The 16,354-nt window shown below is 66.7% G+C and carries 16 protein-coding genes and 1 tRNA gene; 13 read left to right on the plus strand and 4 right to left on the minus strand.

Annotation, left to right across the window (positions count from 1 at the left end; genetic code table 11):
- Positions 1-302 precede the first annotated feature (302 nt).
- From O9320_08860 to O9320_08910, 11 genes are read left to right on the plus strand one after another with little or no spacing between them, the layout of a single operon-like run.
- A complete protein-coding gene (locus O9320_08860; protein ID MCZ8310952.1) occupies positions 303-2,516 on the plus strand; it encodes a hypothetical protein in 2,214 nt (737 codons plus the stop codon).
- Complete coding sequence (locus O9320_08865; protein MCZ8310953.1) at positions 2,516-3,139, plus strand: hypothetical protein; 624 nt, start codon at positions 2,516-2,518, stop codon at positions 3,137-3,139. Before O9320_08860 ends, O9320_08865 begins: the two co-directional genes overlap by 1 nt.
- A 27-nt stretch (positions 3,140-3,166) precedes the next feature.
- On the plus strand, positions 3,167-3,706 hold the full coding sequence (locus tag O9320_08870; protein MCZ8310954.1) for a hypothetical protein: 540 nt from the start codon (positions 3,167-3,169) through the stop codon (positions 3,704-3,706).
- The gene (locus O9320_08875; GenBank protein ID MCZ8310955.1) at positions 3,706-4,119 is read left to right on the plus strand and encodes a hypothetical protein; all 414 of its coding nucleotides are present in this window, start codon (positions 3,706-3,708) and stop codon (positions 4,117-4,119) included. Before O9320_08870 ends, O9320_08875 begins: the two co-directional genes overlap by 1 nt.
- A gap of 3 nt (positions 4,120-4,122) precedes the next feature.
- Positions 4,123-7,440, plus strand: a complete 3,318-nt coding sequence (locus tag O9320_08880) for a hypothetical protein (GenBank protein ID MCZ8310956.1) — start codon at positions 4,123-4,125, stop codon at positions 7,438-7,440.
- 1 nt (position 7,441) lies between these two features.
- Positions 7,442-9,016: a hypothetical protein gene (locus O9320_08885; protein ID MCZ8310957.1), complete on the plus strand. Its 1,575-nt coding sequence runs from the start codon at positions 7,442-7,444 to the stop codon at positions 9,014-9,016.
- Positions 9,013-9,333 (plus strand): hypothetical protein, encoded by a 321-nt coding sequence (locus O9320_08890; protein MCZ8310958.1) that lies wholly within the window; start codon positions 9,013-9,015, stop codon positions 9,331-9,333. The genes O9320_08885 and O9320_08890 overlap by 4 nt, the downstream gene beginning before the upstream one ends.
- A 9-nt stretch (positions 9,334-9,342) precedes the next feature.
- Complete coding sequence (locus O9320_08895) at positions 9,343-10,047, plus strand: glycoside hydrolase family 19 protein (GenBank protein MCZ8310959.1); 705 nt, start codon at positions 9,343-9,345, stop codon at positions 10,045-10,047.
- A 3-nt stretch (positions 10,048-10,050) separates the two neighbouring features.
- Positions 10,051-10,641, plus strand: coding sequence for a hypothetical protein (locus tag O9320_08900; protein ID MCZ8310960.1), 591 nt, complete (start codon positions 10,051-10,053; stop codon positions 10,639-10,641).
- The gene (locus O9320_08905) at positions 10,638-10,952 is read left to right on the plus strand and encodes a DUF6527 family protein (protein MCZ8310961.1); all 315 of its coding nucleotides are present in this window, start codon (positions 10,638-10,640) and stop codon (positions 10,950-10,952) included. Before O9320_08900 ends, O9320_08905 begins: the two co-directional genes overlap by 4 nt.
- The gene (locus tag O9320_08910; protein MCZ8310962.1) at positions 10,952-11,272 is read left to right on the plus strand and encodes a DUF6527 family protein; all 321 of its coding nucleotides are present in this window, start codon (positions 10,952-10,954) and stop codon (positions 11,270-11,272) included. Before O9320_08905 ends, O9320_08910 begins: the two co-directional genes overlap by 1 nt.
- 75 nt (positions 11,273-11,347) lie before the next feature.
- Here O9320_08910 and O9320_08915 read toward each other — a convergent pair whose 3' ends face one another.
- Positions 11,348-12,439 carry a M48 family metallopeptidase gene (locus tag O9320_08915; GenBank protein MCZ8310963.1) on the minus strand — a complete coding sequence of 364 codons (1,092 nt, stop codon included), beginning with the start codon at positions 12,437-12,439 and terminating at the stop codon, positions 11,348-11,350.
- 272 nt (positions 12,440-12,711) lie between these two features.
- A tRNA-Val gene (locus tag O9320_08920) sits at positions 12,712-12,786 on the minus strand.
- A 139-nt stretch (positions 12,787-12,925) separates the two neighbouring features.
- Between O9320_08920 and O9320_08925 the strand changes: the two genes are divergently transcribed.
- Positions 12,926-13,756, plus strand: coding sequence for a DUF3108 domain-containing protein (locus O9320_08925; protein MCZ8310964.1), 831 nt, complete (start codon positions 12,926-12,928; stop codon positions 13,754-13,756).
- A gap of 10 nt (positions 13,757-13,766) precedes the next feature.
- On the opposite strand, the gene O9320_08930 is transcribed toward O9320_08925, so the two are convergent.
- Together O9320_08930 and gph are read right to left on the minus strand one after the other, a co-directional pair.
- Complete coding sequence (locus tag O9320_08930) at positions 13,767-14,222, minus strand: DUF2721 domain-containing protein (GenBank protein ID MCZ8310965.1); 456 nt, start codon at positions 14,220-14,222, stop codon at positions 13,767-13,769.
- Complete coding sequence (gene gph / locus O9320_08935) at positions 14,219-14,878, minus strand: phosphoglycolate phosphatase (protein ID MCZ8310966.1); 660 nt, start codon at positions 14,876-14,878, stop codon at positions 14,219-14,221. Before gph ends, O9320_08930 begins: the two co-directional genes overlap by 4 nt.
- Before the next feature lie 89 nt (positions 14,879-14,967).
- Here gph and glmU point away from each other — a divergent pair, with 89 nt between their 5' ends.
- The gene (gene glmU, locus O9320_08940) at positions 14,968-16,350 is read left to right on the plus strand and encodes a bifunctional UDP-N-acetylglucosamine diphosphorylase/glucosamine-1-phosphate N-acetyltransferase GlmU (protein ID MCZ8310967.1); all 1,383 of its coding nucleotides are present in this window, start codon (positions 14,968-14,970) and stop codon (positions 16,348-16,350) included.
- Positions 16,351-16,354 lie beyond the last annotated feature (4 nt).

A 16,354-nucleotide genomic window follows, 5' to 3' on the forward strand; every position in this document is an offset into this window, starting at 1 on the left:
CCGACGGCGAAACGCTGCGCACGCATCTCGAAGCGGTCGAGCGGTTCACCGGCCGCCGCCCGCCCGAGCTGGACGGGCCGAAACTGCCCGAGTGCCTCACCCATGTCTGGCTGTGGTTCTGCGAGCTTGCCGGTGCCCGCCAGGGCAGCGGCTTCGGCCCGCTGCCGCTCGCGTGGTCCGACATTGCGGCGTGGGCGCAGCTCACGGGGGCGAACCCCACGCCCGACGATATCCGCCTGATCCGCAGGCTCGACCAAGCCAACCTCGCCCACCTCGTCAAATAGAGCCGGAAAACCCCGCCAATGGCCGAACCCGTCACAACCGAAATCGACATTCGGACGGAGAAGTCGGAGGCGGGCCTGCGCCGTTTGGCCGAAGCGCTCAAAGCGACGGGTGCATCGACCGAAACCGTCACGGCCAAGCTCGACGCGCAGCAGCAGGAATTTGTGCGCCTCACCGCGCGCACCGATGTTGCCTCGGCCACGCGGCTGTCGTTCGAGCGTGCGGAAAAGCGCTTGGGTGCCGCCCTTGATGCCGGTCGCATCAGCACCGAGCAGTATACGGCCGCCCTCGACCAGTTCATCGCCAAACAGACCGTGGCGATCCAGCGCTCGCAGGGCTTCGGTGCGGCGGCGGGTGCGGCCGCAGGCGGCACGCGCAATTTGGGCCAGCTTGCGGGCCAAGCCGGTTTCCAGCTGCAAGACTTTGCCGTGCAGGTGCAAGGCGGTACGAGCGCGCTCACGGCTTTGAGCCAGCAAGGCTCGCAGTTCCTGGGCATCTTCGGGGCGGGCGGTGCGATCGCGGGTGCCGCTTTGGCGTTCGGTGCCATCGCCACGCAGATCGCCCTCACCACAGGCGCTTTCGATGCGCTGCTCGGCCGCTCGGCCGAATTGCAGAACCTGCTCAAAATCGCCAACGATTTCATCGACGACCAGGCCAAGGCCGCCGAGCGCGGGGCCGATCCTTACGAGCGCATGGCCTCGAACCTTGCCAAAGCCCAGATCGAGCTCGCCAAGCTCACCGAGGCCGAGGACAAGCGCCGCGCGCGCGATGCCGCCCGCGTGCAGGGCGAGCAGGATCAGGGCTATTTCGACCCCAACCAGATGTCGACCACGGCCGATCCGCGCCTCGGCCAAGCCCAGCAGACCGTCACGCGCGCCGAGCTCGCCCGCGACGTGGCCGTCATCGACGAGATCGAGAAGGGCCGCGTCGATCGGCAAAAGCAGCTCAACGACCAGACCAAAGAAGCCGCGGACATCGCCGAGCGCGCGCGCACCAAGGCCGAACGCGACGCCGAACGCGAGGCCGACCAGCAGCGCCGCCGCAACGAGGGCCTCGCCGAGCGCATCGCGAACTACGAGCGCGAGGCGATGCTGGCCGGCGAAAGCAAGGCCACCAAGGAAGAGGAGCTTCGCCTTGTCGAAGCCCAACGCAATGCCGGCCGCGAACTGACCGAGATCGAAGAGGCGCGCATCCGCACGGCCACGCGCATTCGCCAGGAGATCGACGAGCAGACGCGCCTTGCCGACGAGGCCCGCCGCAAGGCCGAGCGCGATGCCGAGCGCGAAGCCGAGCAGCTCAAAAAACGCCAGGAAGCGCTCGACGATTACATCGTCACGCTCGAGCGCGAGGCGATGCTGGCCGGGCAGACCAAAGAGGTCCGCGCCGAGGAATTGCGCCTGCTCGAGGCCAAAAAGAAGGCCGGCCGCGATCTCACGCAAGAGGAAGAGGCCCGGATCCGCAACGCCTCGCGCACCAAAGAAGAAAACGAGCGCATGCGCCGCGAGGCGGACGAAACCGCCAAGACCATCGACCGCAGCTTCGAGCGCGCTTTCGACCGCGTGGGCGATTCGCTGGTCGACATGGCGGTCAAAGGCGGCAAGGCCTTCGGCGATCTGCGCAGCATCGCCGCCGGCGTGGCCACCTCGATCTATGCCGATTTCCTGAAACTCGCGGTCGCCAACCCGCTCAAGAAATTCCTGCTCGGCGGCGGCGACGAAGGCGGGGTCGGCGGCATTTTCGGCAAGATCGGCGGCATCTTCGGCAGCGGCGACCAGGGCGGCGGCATGATGAGCGCCGATTTCGGCGGCGGGCTCGGCTCCTTGAGCTACATGGCCGGCGGCGGGCGCATCACGGGCGGCACGCCGGGCAAAGACAGCGTGCCCGTCATGGGCATGCCCGGCGAATTCGTCGTGCAGAAATCCGCCGTCGATTCCGTGGGGCTCGATTTCATGCAGGCGCTCAACGACAACGGCGTGCGGGCCCTCGAAGCCGCCAGCGCCACTTTTGCGCGCGGCAGCGGCAGCGGCAGTTCCGCGGGCGGCGGCGGCGTCACCATCATCGACCAGCGCAGCGCCGCGTCGCCGCCGATCGAAACCTCAACCGACAGCGACGGCCGCACGATTGCGATCGTGCGCGGCGAGATCCGCAACGCCACGCCGCGCATCGTCAATCTCTCGGTGTCGGAGGTCGAAAACCGCTCGGCCCGCGGCGCCCTCAAACTGGCGAACGCCTGATGCCGGTATCTTATCCGCTGTCGCTGCCCTCGCTGCCCGCCTCGGTCGAGTGGGGCGGGCGCTCGGTGGTCGCCATGACCGAAAGCCCCTTTACCTTGAGCCAGGAAACGCAAGTTTGGCCGGGGCAGGGCTGGACCGCGCGCGTGGTGGTGGGGCCCGTCACGGGCAATGCCGCGATCGCCCCGTGGCGCGCGTTTTTCATGGGCCTCAACGGCAAGCAGGGCACGTTCCTGCTCGGCGATCCGATCGGCGTGGCCCCGCGCGGTGTGGCGACCGGAACACCGCTCGTGAACGGGGCGGCCGCTGCGGGGGCGACCACGCTGGCGACCGACGGTTGGACCGCGGGTGTCACCGGCATCTTGCGCGCGGGCGACTATATCCAGATCGGCAGCGGTGCGACCACGCGCCTGCACATGGTCACGACCGACGCCAATTCGAACGGCAGCGGCCAAGCCACGTTCGATATCTGGCCGAACATCCGCCGCGAAGGCATCGCCGACAACGCGGCCATAACGCTGGCCAGCCCGCGCGGCACGTTCCGCCTTGCCCAGAACATCAATCGCCTGCTGCTCGAAGCGCCGTTCCGCGGCTCGTTCAGCTTCGACTGCGTGGAAGCGGTCTAACCCGTGCCAAGAACATTATCCACCGCCATGCAGACGGCCGTGTCGGCGGCGGCAAAAAGGCCCGTGCTGCTTGCCGAGATCGAGACCGCGACGGGCTTTCTGCGCGTCTGGACCGGCCTTGGCGATCTGACCTTTGACGGCGACACCTATGCGGGCGTGGGCGCGCTTGCGAGCGTGTCGGCCCCGGAAGAAACGACCGACCTCAAATCGACCGGGCTCGTCTTTTCGATGACCGGCATCCCCACCTCGCTGCTCGAGCAGTCGGTCAATGCCGTGCGCCAGAACCTGCCAGCACGCCTGTGGCTCGGGTTCTTGGACATGGGCACCGGGGCGCTGATCGCCGATCCGGTACTCGTCTTCGAGGGCACGTGCGGCGTGCCGAGCACCGAGGAAACCGGCGAGACCTGCACGATCGCGCTGTCGGCCGAGAACATCATGGCTTCGCTCAAGCGCCCGCGCGAGATCCGCTACACGCCGGAAGACCAGGCCAATCGCGCCGATGGCGACAAGGGTTTCGACTACAACGCCCTGCTGCAGGACAAATCCATAGATTGGGGGAGTTCGTGATGTCGATGCGGCTCGAAGGCTGGGAACTGCGCCTCGCATCGCTCGTCGACAAGTTCGAGCGCAGCAGCTACGCGCTCGGCAGCAACGATTGCTTCCGCTTCGCATGCGAGACCGTCGCCGCCCTCACGGGGCGCGACGCCTGGCCGCAATTCGAGGGCCGCTATGCCACGCGCAAGGATGCGATTCGCCTGATCCGTGGCGTCGATCCCGATCTCAAGCGCGCCGTCGAAATCGTGTTCGGCGTCGAGCCGGTCGCGATCTTCGGCGCCGGCCGCGGCGATCTTTATCTTTTTGTGGACGGTCTGCCGCATCTGGGCGTGGGCCTCGGCGCGCACGTGGCCGTGATGCTCCCCGAAGGGTTGGGCAGCGTGCGCATCGACGACAAGCGGCTGCAAGCCGCCTGGCGGGTCTGACACATGCCGGGCTTTGTCGCCGCCGCCGTCGCCACGGCCGTCTTCTCGGGCTCGACCTTCTCGGTCGCCGCCGGCCTCACGCTGGGCTTTTCCTGGGGCGCCTTCGCGGGCGCCTTGGTGCTGGGCGGCGTGTCGTCGCTGCTCGCACCCAAGCCCAAAGGTGGCGGGGCTCTGCCGAGCTTCGATCGCATCGCGCAAGACCGCACCGTCACGGTCCAAGAGGCGGTGGGCAAGGGCAAACTCCATTTCGGCCGGTTGCGCATCGGCGGCACGCGCACGCTTGTCGAGCAGACCGGCGGCAACAAAGGCACGCTGCACATCCTGATCACGCTCTCGGCGAACCCTCTCAAGGGCATGGATGAGCTGTGGTTTGCCGACGAGGTGGTGCCGCTCGACGCAAACGGCGACGCGACAGGCAACTATGCGGGCTACGCAAAGGCGTGGTTTGGCGACGGCACGTCCTCGGGCGACGCCACGCTGAATGCCAAGCTCAAAGAGGCGGTCCCGGCTTTGTGGACCGACGCGCACAAGCAGACCGGTTGCGCGAAGCTTTATGTGCAGCTGATCTGGAACGCCGACAAATTCGCAAATGGCGTGCCGAACATGACGATCGTCGGCCCCTGCGAAACCGCGATCGAGGATCCGCGCGACGCATCGACCGGCTGGACCGACAATGCGGCCCTCGTGCTGGCGCGTTACCTCACGATCCCGCAGAACGCCGGCGGCTTCGGCGCGGCCTGGTCGGAGATCGACGAAGCCGAACTCGCCGCGGCAGCGAGTATTTGCGACGAGATCGTCGGCTTGCGCGCCAAACAAACGACGTTCACGGCCAATGCCGGGACCGATCTGATCACGCTCGCCGACGGCGACATGAACCTCGTCACGGGCAGCCGCGTGCGCGTATCGAGTGCGGGCACGCTGCCGGGCGGCCTCACGGCCACGACGGATTATTTTTTCATCGTGGTCGGCAACCTCACCGGCAAGCTCGCGACGACGGAAGAAAACGCCAAAGCGGGCACGGCGATCGATCTTTCGTCGGCGGGCAGCGGCACGCACACTATTCGCGTCGCCACCAACTTTACGGCCGATCCGGCGACCGATCGCATCACGCTTGCCGACGCAAGCGGCCGCCTGCGCACCGGCACGGTCGTGCGGCTTTTCACCGACGGCACGCTGCCGGGCGGGCTTGCGACGGGCACGGATTACTATTTCAGCGAAACCGGCTCGAAAATCGGCGGCCTCGCAACTACGCTTGCCAACGCGCGCACGCGTACGCTGATCGACATCACCTCGGCGGGTACGGGCACGCACCAGATCGCCGCCGTGGGCGAGCCGCGCTACACCGCCAACGGCACGGCCGCCACGGAATCGGCCCCCGACAAGATCATCGGCGACATGCTCACCGCGATGGGCGGCCGCCTGATCCGCTCGGAAGGCAAATGGATCATTCGCGCGGGCGCCTGGCGCGCTTCGTCGCGCACGCTCGCCGCAGACGATCTGGTCGAAGGTTTCAAAGTGGCGTGGCGCCGCGAGCCGCGCGACGTGTTCAACGGCGTCAAAGGCACGTTTGTCGATCCCGATGGCGGCTGGCAGGCCACGGACTATCCCTCGGTCGCTCCGGCCGCGTTCCTCACCGAAGACCAGGGCGTGCGCGCCTGGTCGAGCGGCTACAATCTCGAATTCACGATTTCGCCGAGCATGGCGCAGCGCCTGGCGCGCATCGAGCTCGAGCGCGTGCGCCGCCAGATCGGCACATCGCTCGTCGGCAAACTTTCGTGCCTCGATGTGCGCGGCGGCGACACGGTCGCCTTCGACTGGCCGCGCTACGGCTGGACCGGCAAAACCTTCGAGGTCACGCGTTTCAAATTCGGCCAGCGGTCGGACGGAGACGCGCCCTCGATCGTCTGCGAAATGGAATTGGCCGAGATCGACGCGAATGTCTATGCCTGGAATCCGGCGACCGACGAAGCTTCGATGTCCCCGGCCCCGCGCACGAATCTGCCGAGTGCTTCGACCGTCGCCCCGCCGACGGACCTCGTGCTGTCGTCGGGCACGGGCGAGCTCGACACGCGCAACGACGGCACCATCTTCTCGCGCCTCAAGGCGGCATGGACGGCCCCCGCTGATGCTTATGTCGTCTCGGGCGGCCTGATCGAGATCCAGTACAAAAAATCCGCCGATGCCGATTGGGGCCCAAGCGAATTCACGCAAGGCAGTGCGACCTCCTATCGCATCCTCGATGTCGCCGACGGTGTCGCCTACGATCTGCGCATCCGCAGCCGCAACTATATCGGCGCCACGTCGCCCAATTGGGTCACGGCGACGAACCATGTCGTGCTCGGCAAGACCGATCTGCCGTCGGACGTGGCGGGCTTTTCGGCCGCCGCAAACGGCTCGGCGGTGGTGCTGCGCTGGCAGGCCGTGTCCGATCTCGATCTCGGCGGCTACGATCTGCGCTTCTCGCCGCAGACCGTGAACGACTGGAACGCGGCCACGCCCGTGAGCCAGGCGACGGGGGCGACATCTGTCACCACGATCGCGATCCCGCCCGGCGATTGGCGCTTCTACATCAAGGCTCGCGACAATTCGGGCAATCTCTCGGCCAATGCGGCAACCTCGCTCGCGTCGATCGGCGCCATCCCGGTCAATTCGACGAACAAGATCGTTTTCGCCGCCCCGCAAGCCCCCGATTGGCTGGGCACCAAGACCGACTGCCATGTGCATTGGACCGGCGTGCTGGTGCCGAACTCGACCAAGCTCGCCAGCGAGATCACCGAGGAAGAGGCCGCCGCCTCGTTCAACGCGTATCCGGTCGCCGAGGCGATCTACGAAGCGCCCGAGATCGATCTTCTCTACGACAGCCAGGTGCGCACCTACGCGGGCACGGCCGCGCGCCTGTGCCCCGGCGAAACCGTCGGCGGCGCCATCTGCCAGCTTGAACAGGATTACCGCCTGTCGGCCGACAGCTATGACGGTTTCGAGCCCTGGACGATCGGCACCAACGATCTGCGCTACGCCAAGCAGCGCATCAAGCTGCGCAGCGGCGACGGCATCCAGGTCGCTACGGCCTTCACGCCGACAGCGGACGCAACCTTGCGCACCGAAGAGGGCATCGGGGTCGCGGTGCCGTCGGGCGGCCTCACCGTCACGTTCGCGCGCCGGTTTTTCAGCGCCCCAAACGTGCAGGTGACGCCCACGGGCGGTGCCGTGCAGCAAGCCTGGGCCGAAAGCATCACCGAAACGGGTTTCGTTCTCAAAACCGCAAACGGCAGCGGTGCGGCGACGGCCGGCACCGCCAATTGGCAAGCAATCGGAGTCTAGAATGGTCGCAGCCTATATCGCCCCCGACAACACGTCGCAGCTTTGGCCGGTTTGGCGTTCCGGCATCGACGCCGCCATCGTCGCCGGCGCGCGGATCTCGGTCGCCTTCCTGCCGCAAGCCCAGGACACGCCGAACATGACGGTGAAGGTGCTCGCCGGCGCTTTGATGATCGGCGGCGTGCTGACCGAGGTCGCGGCGCAGAACACGGGCACGATCACGGCCCCCGTCGGCAATCCGAGAATCGACCGCGTTGTTCTCAATCCCGCCGACGGCACGATCGCGGTCGTGACCGGCACGCCCGGTGCTTCGCCTGTGGCCCCGGCGATCCCGGCCGACCGCCTGCCGATCTGCCGTTTCCAGCTGGCGACCAGCACCACCGCGATCGCAAATTCGATGATCATCGACGAGCGCGTGCTGGCGGGCAGTGGTGCCTCGGGCGGCGGTACGGCGACGATCACCGCCGGCGAAGCGCTGTCGATCCGCGATATCATCTACCAGGATGTGTTTAACCAGCGCGGCGGCGGCGCCGACCGCTGGTACCAGGTCGATACCGATGCCATCTCGCCGGTGCGCATCGGCCCGCGCATCGGCATTGCGCTCGCCGCGATCTCGAGCGGTGCGAGCGGAACGGCGCAGGTGCGCCCCGGCCGCGTCGCAGGCTTTTCGGGCCTCACGGCAGGACAGGCGGTCTTCGCCCACACGACGGCTGGCGGCATCACCCAGACCGCACCGACGCTCCCGTCGAGCGGCACGCAGAACGCGTCGCGCCTGATCGGCTATGCGGCCAGCTCGACCGAGATCGATTTCGATCCCGAAGACGACACGGTCTTTACGGGGCGCAATTCTTCGGTTGCGGTCGATGGCACTTTTACCGTCCAGCATTGGCCCGATGCCGGTGCGCGCGAACGCGAGCAGGCGGCGTACATTGTGCAGGCGTCTGCTGTTTTGACCACAGGCACCTTTGGTGTCGCCACGTCCAGCGCAAAAGCCGTAAGCAACGCGGTCGGGCAAAGTCTCGGGTTTCGATTTGACGCGACCACAACCGGCACGCTGACGAGCGCTCGCATTGACGTCAACGCAGTCGTATCCTCCGGCTCGTGGGAAGCGCGGCTCTACACAAACAATGCTGGCAGCCCCGGAACGCAGATCGGAAGCTCGAGCGGTGCGCAAACGATTAGCGCGGCGGGGGCTGTTACGTTTACCTTCGGCAGCCCGCCGTCGATCACGTCTGCAACGACGTATTGGCTCGTCGTTACGCCGACATCTGGCACTCCAAACATCGACGTGAATGCCTGCGCAAATCAAGCTGGTTATGGCTCGGGGCGAAACAATACGATTACGTCGATCACGGATACGAGCATCCTCGGGACCGAGGATTGGCGCGTCGAGATTAACCAAAGCGGCTCTGCCCGCGACGAACCGCTCACGATCGGCGGCAGCGTCGCCAACGCAACCGCCACCGACCGCGTGAATGTGCGCTACGATGACGGCAGCGGTTCGAATGCCGACACGCGCACGACGTTCATAAACCGCACGAACGCGACGCGCGATTTGGCCGTGGAGGTGGTGCTGTGAGCGCCGAGCCCAACAATGTCCGTCTGATCCACGTCGACGATCTCAAGACCCTGATGCGCGAGGCCGCCCAAGAGGGCGTGCGCGATTTCCTGACCGAGCTCGGCATCCCGCGCGACAAGGCGCATCTGCTGCGCAATGCGGTCGAGTTCCAGGTCGCGATCGACAAGACCAAGGGCGAGGTCGGCCGCGAGATCACCAAGGCGATCGCCAAGGCGCTGATCTGGGTGTTCGTGCTCGGCCTCGTCGCCGCCGGCGCCAAGGCGCTTGGCCTCGGCGTGCCCGCGTGGCTCGCCGCCTCGGCCGCCAGCAAACCCTAGGAGACCGACATGGACGAACGGCAAGCCCGCGCGGCGGACGTCGCGCGCATCGGCGGCGTATTGCCCGAAACCGTCGCGGCCGTGACCGATGCGATCGCGGCGGCCGGTGGCAACGCGCTTGCGTGCACCACATTCGCGGGCCCGCTCGCCGTGGCGTGCAAGCGCTTCGATATCCTCACGCGGCTGCGCCTGGCGCATTTTGTGGCGCAGCTCGGGCACGAGTCGGGCGGCTTTTCCCGCGTCGAAGAGAACCTCAATTACACGGCCGTGCGCATCCGCGAAGTGTGGGGCGAGCGCTTCGCCACGAACGCGATGGCCGAGCCCTATGCGCGCAACCCGATCGCCTTGGCGAATCTCGTCTATGCCAGCCGCAACGGCAACGGCCCGGTCGCCTCGGGCGATGGCTGGACCTATCGCGGCCGGGGCCTGATCCAGCTCACCGGCCGCCGCAACTATCGCGCCGCAGGTGCCGCCCTCGGCATCCCGCTCGAGGCCGATCCCGAGCAAGCGCGCAGCCCGTGGAATGCCGGGCTGATCGCCGGTTGGTTCTGGCAGCAGGCCAAATGCAACGCGCACGCCGACAAGGGCGAGGCGGGGCTGGCGGCCGTCACGCGGGCGATCAATGGCGGCCAAACCGGCCTGCAAGACCGCGCCAACCGCTACGAGCGCGCGCTGGCGGCCCTCGCCGCACACCCCGAAACCTTGGAGGCCTAGCCCATGCTGCAAGCCCTGATCCCGCTCGCCCTGCAATTCGTGCCCGGCCTGGTCGGGGCGGCCTTCGGCAAAAACGCCGAGGCCGTCGCCACCGCCGTCGGCGAAACCGCGAAGGCGGTGTTCGGCACCGACGACAAAGACCAGATCGAAAAGGCGATCGCGGCCGACCCGAACCTTGCGATGCGCTTCAAGGAAAAGCTGCTCGATCTGCGCGACCGAGAATCCCAGCGCGCGCACGAAGAGCGCATGGGCGAGCTCAAGGATCTCGAAAACGCGCGCGACCTGTTCAAGAACGGCGGCCAGTCGGTGTCGAGCAATCTCGCCTACGTCACGGTCGCGGCGTTCTTCGTGATCAATGCCGCGATGCTGTGGGGCTACTACGCGCTGCTCACGCAGGGCGTGCAGATCAAGAACCCCGAGCTCGTAATCGCGATCGCGAACGCGGTAGGCCTGCTCGCCGGATTCATCAATTCGAAGGCCGAGCAGGTCTATGGCTTTTTCTTCGGCTCGTCGGTCTCGGCCCGCTCGAACGCCCAGGCCGCAGGTGCGGCGCTGGGCGACATCGCCAAGAAAGCGGCGGGGGCGGGGCGATGAGCGAGAAGCTGCGCGCGACCGTCGATGGCCACGGTCAATCGAATGGGCATCTGCACTTCTGCCCTGGATGCGACGACATGCACCGGCTGCCGCCCGGCTGGGCTTTCAACGGCGATCTCGTCAAGCCGACCTATTCGCCGAGCTTCAAGCACACCTGGGGCCGCCACAAGCCGGGCCAGCCGGAGAAATGCTGCCACTACATCCTCACGGACGGCGTGCTCAATTTCTGCGGCGACAGCACGCATGCGCTCGCGGGCCAAAGCGTCCCGTTGCCGCCGATCCCGGAACGCTATGCGGATTGGGGTCGATGATGAGCGAGAAACTGAAACACCGTGCCGATCTAAATGGACCTTGGGGCTCAACAGCCGCCGAGGATTTCGATGCCGACGAACATCTTAAACGTGGCGAGTTCTGTTATCACCGCGACGAGATCGGCGTCATCAAGTGGATAACGTTCTGGCCCCTTGATTGTGGGACATGGCTTACGGTTTCAATCCTGCCGAACCGGCAAGCCAACGGCCATTCTTGGACGCTGACAGGCCCAGAGGATGCACCCACGCTCCATCCAAGCGTAAACGCAAACGGCATTTGGCATGGTTTTCTGACGGCCGGTGTCGCCAAAGCCTGCTGACGAACGTTGACGACCGATTAAGGGTCTATGTGACCAAGTGTAAAGCCCGCCCCGGGAAACCAGGGCGGGCTTTCTTCATTTCGGCGGTTCGACCGTCGTGACCGCCTTTTTCTCGTTGGGCACCAGCGGTGCGCCGGCGGCGCGCTTGGCGTCGATCTCGGCGATCGCGGCCTGCAGCGCCACGAAGCGGTCGTTCGTGGCCGGGTGCGTGCTGGTGTGCGAGATCCCGCCCGGGTTCTCGACCGCCATGCGGCGCCAGAATTGCGGCGCATTGTCGATCGCGAAACCCGCGCGCGCCATCACATAGAGCCCCACATAATCCGCCTCGGCTTCGAAATCCGGCGAGTTCGCATTCGCGGCCGCGTTCATGAAGGCCCCGCCCGTGCGCACGCCGGTCAGGCCCTGCAGCAGCCCGTCCAGAATGGCGCCGATCACGGCGTTGCCCTGCTTGGCGTCGATATGGCCGCGCATATTGTGGGCGAGCTCGTGCGCCACGATCAGCGCCAATTCCTCGTCTGTCGACGCAAAGCGCACCATGCCCGAAAACATCACGATCCTGCTGCCGTCCGCGTAGGCGTTGAGCTGCGGGTTCTGCTGGTAGACGACCTGATAGTCGCAAGACGGCACGCGCTGCAGCGTCGCCTCGAGCGGCGTGCCGTCGCGCGACACGCGCACGGTCACGGCCGGATCCTTGGTCGCCAGCGCCTTCTCGACGGCCGCCATGCCGTCGCGCCCGGCCGGAATCGGCGTGTCGCCGATGCGCTCGATCACGTCGCCCACGTGCAGGCCTGCAAGGGCGGCCGGGCCGCCCGCCGTCACGCTGGCCACGGCAACGGCCTCGTTGATGCCCTTGTCGCGCGCGGCTTCGCGCATGGCGCCGGAATACATCGCGGCCGTGCGCAGCGAGAAGCCGCCGGCGGGCCGCACCCGCGTGCCGCACAGCTCGGCCCCGGCCGACAGCACGCGGAAGGCGACGTCGTTGAGGCGCAGGCGCTGGGTCTCGAGATTGTCGAACGCCATGCCGCGCTGCAGCTTGGCCTCGGCCCCCGAGGCGGCCGAATCGACCGTCGGCCGCTCGGTCGTGGGCGCGCACGCGCCGAGCGCGAGGACGGCACAGAGCGCGAAGACGGGGGCGAGGGCGGCGAGGCGGGAAAGACTACGAAACATCGAAAACTCCCCTTGCAAGCGGTTTCTTGATGCCCGCAATGCGTGCAGGCGGAACGATGGCAGAAGCGACCCGGCGCGGTCAATGCGCGCGCAGCACCGAGGGGCAGGGCGGGGCGCGGGCAAAGCGGCAGAACGAATCGGCACAGCCCGAAAGCGGCTGCACGGATCCTGCACGGATGTTCGCGGATGGTTGCGGCTCGCGGTGGACGATCGCCGCCGCTGCGCGGGTGCCGCCGAAGCGGCAATAACGCAATAAAATCAGACCCGAAGGATGGTGGGCGCTGTAGGGATTGAACCTACGACCCCGGCCGTGTGAAAGCCGTGCTCTACCGCTGAGCTAAGCGCCCGAACCGGTTGCCCGAATTCGTCAGAGCAGGGGGTATAGTGCGTCCGCCCCGCCAAAGTCAAGAAAGCGCCACTTGTCGGGGGCCCGCACCCCCCTATATGCTTCGCAACGCACCCCCAACCCCGTTTTCGGTGACAGATATGCTGGTTTTGCGCCTCGCAGCCATCGGAGCGGCGTTTGCCGTCGGCGCGGCAAGCTCGCCGGCGGCCGCCCAGACCGCCTGGGCGCCGCGCGAACGGCTCGAAATGGTCTACGACGTCACGGCCGGGGCGCGCATCGTCGAACTCACGCTCGAATTCGCGGTGGTCGGCGACAACTACCAGATCGCTAGCCGCCAGGCCTCGGTCGGCGTTGTGCGCTGGGTGTTTCCATGGCAGTCGCGCACCGACGTGATGGGACGCTTTCTCGGCGATGCGACCCAGCCCGCCACCTACCGCGTCAAGGGCGAATTTCGCGGCCAACCGCGCAGCATCGAGATGGATTATCGCGATGGCCAATTGGTGCGCAACGAAGCCGTGCCCGAAAATCGCGACGACGAGCGCGACGAGGTAACGCCCGAACAGCGCGCCGGCGCCATCGATCCGATATCGGCCGTGATGGCCGTGATCCGCCAGATCAACGAAGGGCGCGGCTGCACCTCGCGCCACGCCGTGTTTGACGGCCGCATGCGCTTCGACATTCTGTTCGAAGACAAGGGCCAGCGCGAATTGCCGCGCACGGCCGGCTCGATCTTCCAGGGCGTCGCCGAGGTCTGCGAATTCACGTGGGTCCCGATCGCCGGCCGCTCGCGCAAAGCCACGGCCAACCGCAATCCGGAAGCCGAAAACCGCACCGGACGCGTGTTCATGGCCCCGCTCGGCGAGCGCGGCGTGCTCGCCCCTGCGCGCATTGAATTCGAGACATGGTTCGGCACCGTCGTGGGCCATCTGCGCGAGGTGCGCGGCCTGCCGCAGAAGGCCTCGGCCGAATAAGCTGCTCCCGCTACTCCAGGTCTTCCGTTTCGGCGGCCAGGGCGTGGCCCGAAACGCGTACTTCCCAGATGAACAGCGCGAGGGCGACGATCACGGCCACCACTGCCGCCGCAAACAGGGCGAGCGGCAGAATGCTTTGCGTGTCGCGCGACAGGCCGCCCACGAACAGCGCCAAGATCGCGCAGCACGTGAGAAAGGCCGAAAGTGCGGCAAGGGCGATGGCGCCGTTGACGATACGCAAGCGCAAGCGTTGCAGCGCCAATTCGCGGCGCAATTGGCGCAGCTCGGGATCGCCGGGGCCGGCGCGCAATTGCACGGCAACCTTGCGCATGCGATCGACCACGCGCGTAAGCCTGCCGGTGAACACGTTGAGCAGGATGCCGAGGCCGTTCAGCAGAAAGACCGGGGCGATCGAAATCTGGATCAGATGCGCGATGGTCTCGTTGTCGCCAATGCCCGGGATCATGCGACGAGGCTCTCGAGTTCGGCAAAATCGCCGATGACGGCGTCGCCGCCGAGGGAAGCGGGCACTATCGTGGAATAGCCCCAATCGACGACGACGAGTTGCATGCGCGCGGCTTTGGCGGCCGCCGCATCGTTGGGCGAATCGCCGACCATCAGGCAGTTGCGATGGCTGACGCCGAGCCGTTCGGCCGTCGCCAGCAGATGGCGCGGATCGGGTTTGCGATTCGGCACGTCACCGCCGACGATCGCGTCGAAATAGCCGGCAAGATCGAGCAGCTCGAGCAGGCGGACGGCCAACGCGTCGGCCTTGTTCGTGCACACGCCGAGCTTGCGCCCGCGCTTGCGCAAGGCCGCCAAGGTCGACGCCACATGCGGGTAGGGCTTCGAGAAGCTCGCGAGCGACGCGCCGTAGATTTCGAACCAGCGCGCGGTTGCGGCATCGACGTCTGGTGCCGGTGCGCCGCTTGCCAGAAACGCGCGCTGCACGAGCACGCGCGCCCCGTCGCCGATCAGGCGGCGGCCGGCGTCGAAACCGATCGGCGCGCGGTCGTATTCGGCGAGCAACGCATCGACAGCGGCGACGATGTCTTGCGCCGTGTCCACGAGCGTGCCGTCGAGATCGAAGATGACGGCGCTGCAATCGAAAATCTGGGACATCGACGTGCAATTCCTTGCAACATTTTGTGATTTCGCGACCGCTTCAGTGTATGGAATTGTTCCGCCGAATCGCCAGGGGTATCGCATCAATGAACGCGCGCGACAAGAAGCTTGCCGTGATCGTGCTCGCCGCCGGGCTCGGCAGCCGCATGAAAAGTGCCAAGCCCAAGGTGCTGCACGCCGTCGGCGGACGGCCGCTGATCGGCCATATCGCGGCCGAACTCGTTGCCTTGCAGCCGACCAAAATCGTGCTCGTGGTCGCTCCCGGCGACACGGCCGTGCTGGCGGCCGCACGTGCGGCAGCGCCCGGCCTCGACATTTCGAGCGTGGAACAACGCGAGCGGCTGGGGACCGGCCATGCCGCGCTGCAGGCCAAGGCCGCACTGCAGGATTTCGACGGCGATATTCTGGTGACGCTGGGCGACGCGCCGTTCGTAAGTGCGGCGACCTTCGCGCGGCTGCGCGCCGAGCTCAATCATGCCTCGAACCCGGCCGTTGCGGTGCTGGGCGTGCGGCTTGGCGATCCGGGCGCTTTCGGGCGCCTTGTCTGCGACGCCGACGGGAGTTTGGCGCGTATCGTCGAAGCCAAAGACGCCGACGAGGTCACGCGGCGCATCGAATTCGTGAACACGGGCGTGATGGCGTTTGCGGGCCGCGGCTTCTTCGATCTTCTGGGCCGGATCGCGCCCAACAATGCGCAGAATGAATTCTATCTGACCGACGCGATCGGGCTGGCGCGCGCAGCCGGCCGGGCGGCGCGCGCGATCGCTGGCGGTGCCGACGAATGGCTTGCCGCCAACGACCGTGCGGAACTCGCCGCCCTCGAAGCAGCGTTCCAGCGCAATAAGCGCCACGCGGCGATGCTAGCGGGCGTGACACTTGTCGATCCCGCGAGCGTTTGGTTCAGCTACGATACGCAGATCGGCGCCGACACGACCGTCTATCCGTCGGTGTTTTTCGGGCCCGGCGTGAAGGTCGGCGCCAATGTCGAGATCAAGAGCTTCTGCCATATCGAGGGCACGGCGATTGCCGACGGCGCTATCGTAGGGCCGTTTGCGCGCCTGCGTCCCGGCGCCGATATCGCAGCCGGTGCCCATATCGGCAATTTCGTCGAAATCAAGAATGCGACGGTAGCGGCCGGGGCCAAGATCAACCATCTGAGCTATGTCGGCGACGCCAAGGTGGGGGCGGGCGCCAATATCGGTGCGGGGACGATCACCTGCAACTACGACGGCTTCGAGAAATTCACGACCGAGATCGGGGCCGGCGCGTTCGTCGGCTCCAACAGCGCATTGGTGGCCCCGGTCAAGATCGGGGCGGGCGCCATCGTCGGCGCAGGTTCGGTCGTGACGGAAGATGTGGAAGACGACGCGCTCGTCGTGGCGCGCGGGGCGGCGCACGCGCGCAGCGGTTGGGCCAAGAAATTCCGCGCGCGTCGCGCGGCCGAAAAAGCGGCGAAGAAAAAGGAATAGCAGT

This window comes from Magnetospirillum sp., assembly GCA_027532905.1.
Lineage (GTDB): Bacteria > Pseudomonadota > Alphaproteobacteria > CACIAM-22H2 > CACIAM-22H2 > Tagaea.

What these genes read in the sequence shown, in the direction of transcription:
- O9320_08860 (MCZ8310952.1), top strand. Translation starts at nt 303, where the DNA reads ATGGCCGAACCCGTCACAACCGAAATCGACATTCGGACGGAGAAGTCG.
- O9320_08865 (MCZ8310953.1), top strand. Translation starts at nt 2,516, where the DNA reads ATGCCGGTATCTTATCCGCTGTCGCTGCCCTCGCTGCCCGCCTCGGTC.
- O9320_08870 (MCZ8310954.1), top strand. Translation starts at nt 3,167, where the DNA reads ATGCAGACGGCCGTGTCGGCGGCGGCAAAAAGGCCCGTGCTGCTTGCC.
- O9320_08875 (MCZ8310955.1), top strand. Translation starts at nt 3,706, where the DNA reads ATGTCGATGCGGCTCGAAGGCTGGGAACTGCGCCTCGCATCGCTCGTC.
- O9320_08880 (MCZ8310956.1), top strand. Translation starts at nt 4,123, where the DNA reads ATGCCGGGCTTTGTCGCCGCCGCCGTCGCCACGGCCGTCTTCTCGGGC.
- O9320_08885 (MCZ8310957.1), top strand. Translation starts at nt 7,442, where the DNA reads ATGGTCGCAGCCTATATCGCCCCCGACAACACGTCGCAGCTTTGGCCG.
- O9320_08895 (MCZ8310959.1), top strand. Translation starts at nt 9,343, where the DNA reads ATGGACGAACGGCAAGCCCGCGCGGCGGACGTCGCGCGCATCGGCGGC.
- O9320_08900 (MCZ8310960.1), top strand. Translation starts at nt 10,051, where the DNA reads ATGCTGCAAGCCCTGATCCCGCTCGCCCTGCAATTCGTGCCCGGCCTG.
- O9320_08905 (MCZ8310961.1), top strand. Translation starts at nt 10,638, where the DNA reads ATGAGCGAGAAGCTGCGCGCGACCGTCGATGGCCACGGTCAATCGAAT.
- O9320_08910 (MCZ8310962.1), top strand. Translation starts at nt 10,952, where the DNA reads ATGAGCGAGAAACTGAAACACCGTGCCGATCTAAATGGACCTTGGGGC.
- O9320_08915 (MCZ8310963.1), bottom strand. Translation starts at nt 12,439, where the DNA reads ATGTTTCGTAGTCTTTCCCGCCTCGCCGCCCTCGCCCCCGTCTTCGCG.
- O9320_08925 (MCZ8310964.1), top strand. Translation starts at nt 12,926, where the DNA reads ATGCTGGTTTTGCGCCTCGCAGCCATCGGAGCGGCGTTTGCCGTCGGC.
- O9320_08930 (MCZ8310965.1), bottom strand. Translation starts at nt 14,222, where the DNA reads ATGATCCCGGGCATTGGCGACAACGAGACCATCGCGCATCTGATCCAG.
- gph (MCZ8310966.1), bottom strand. Translation starts at nt 14,878, where the DNA reads ATGTCCCAGATTTTCGATTGCAGCGCCGTCATCTTCGATCTCGACGGC.
- glmU (MCZ8310967.1), top strand. Translation starts at nt 14,968, where the DNA reads ATGAACGCGCGCGACAAGAAGCTTGCCGTGATCGTGCTCGCCGCCGGG.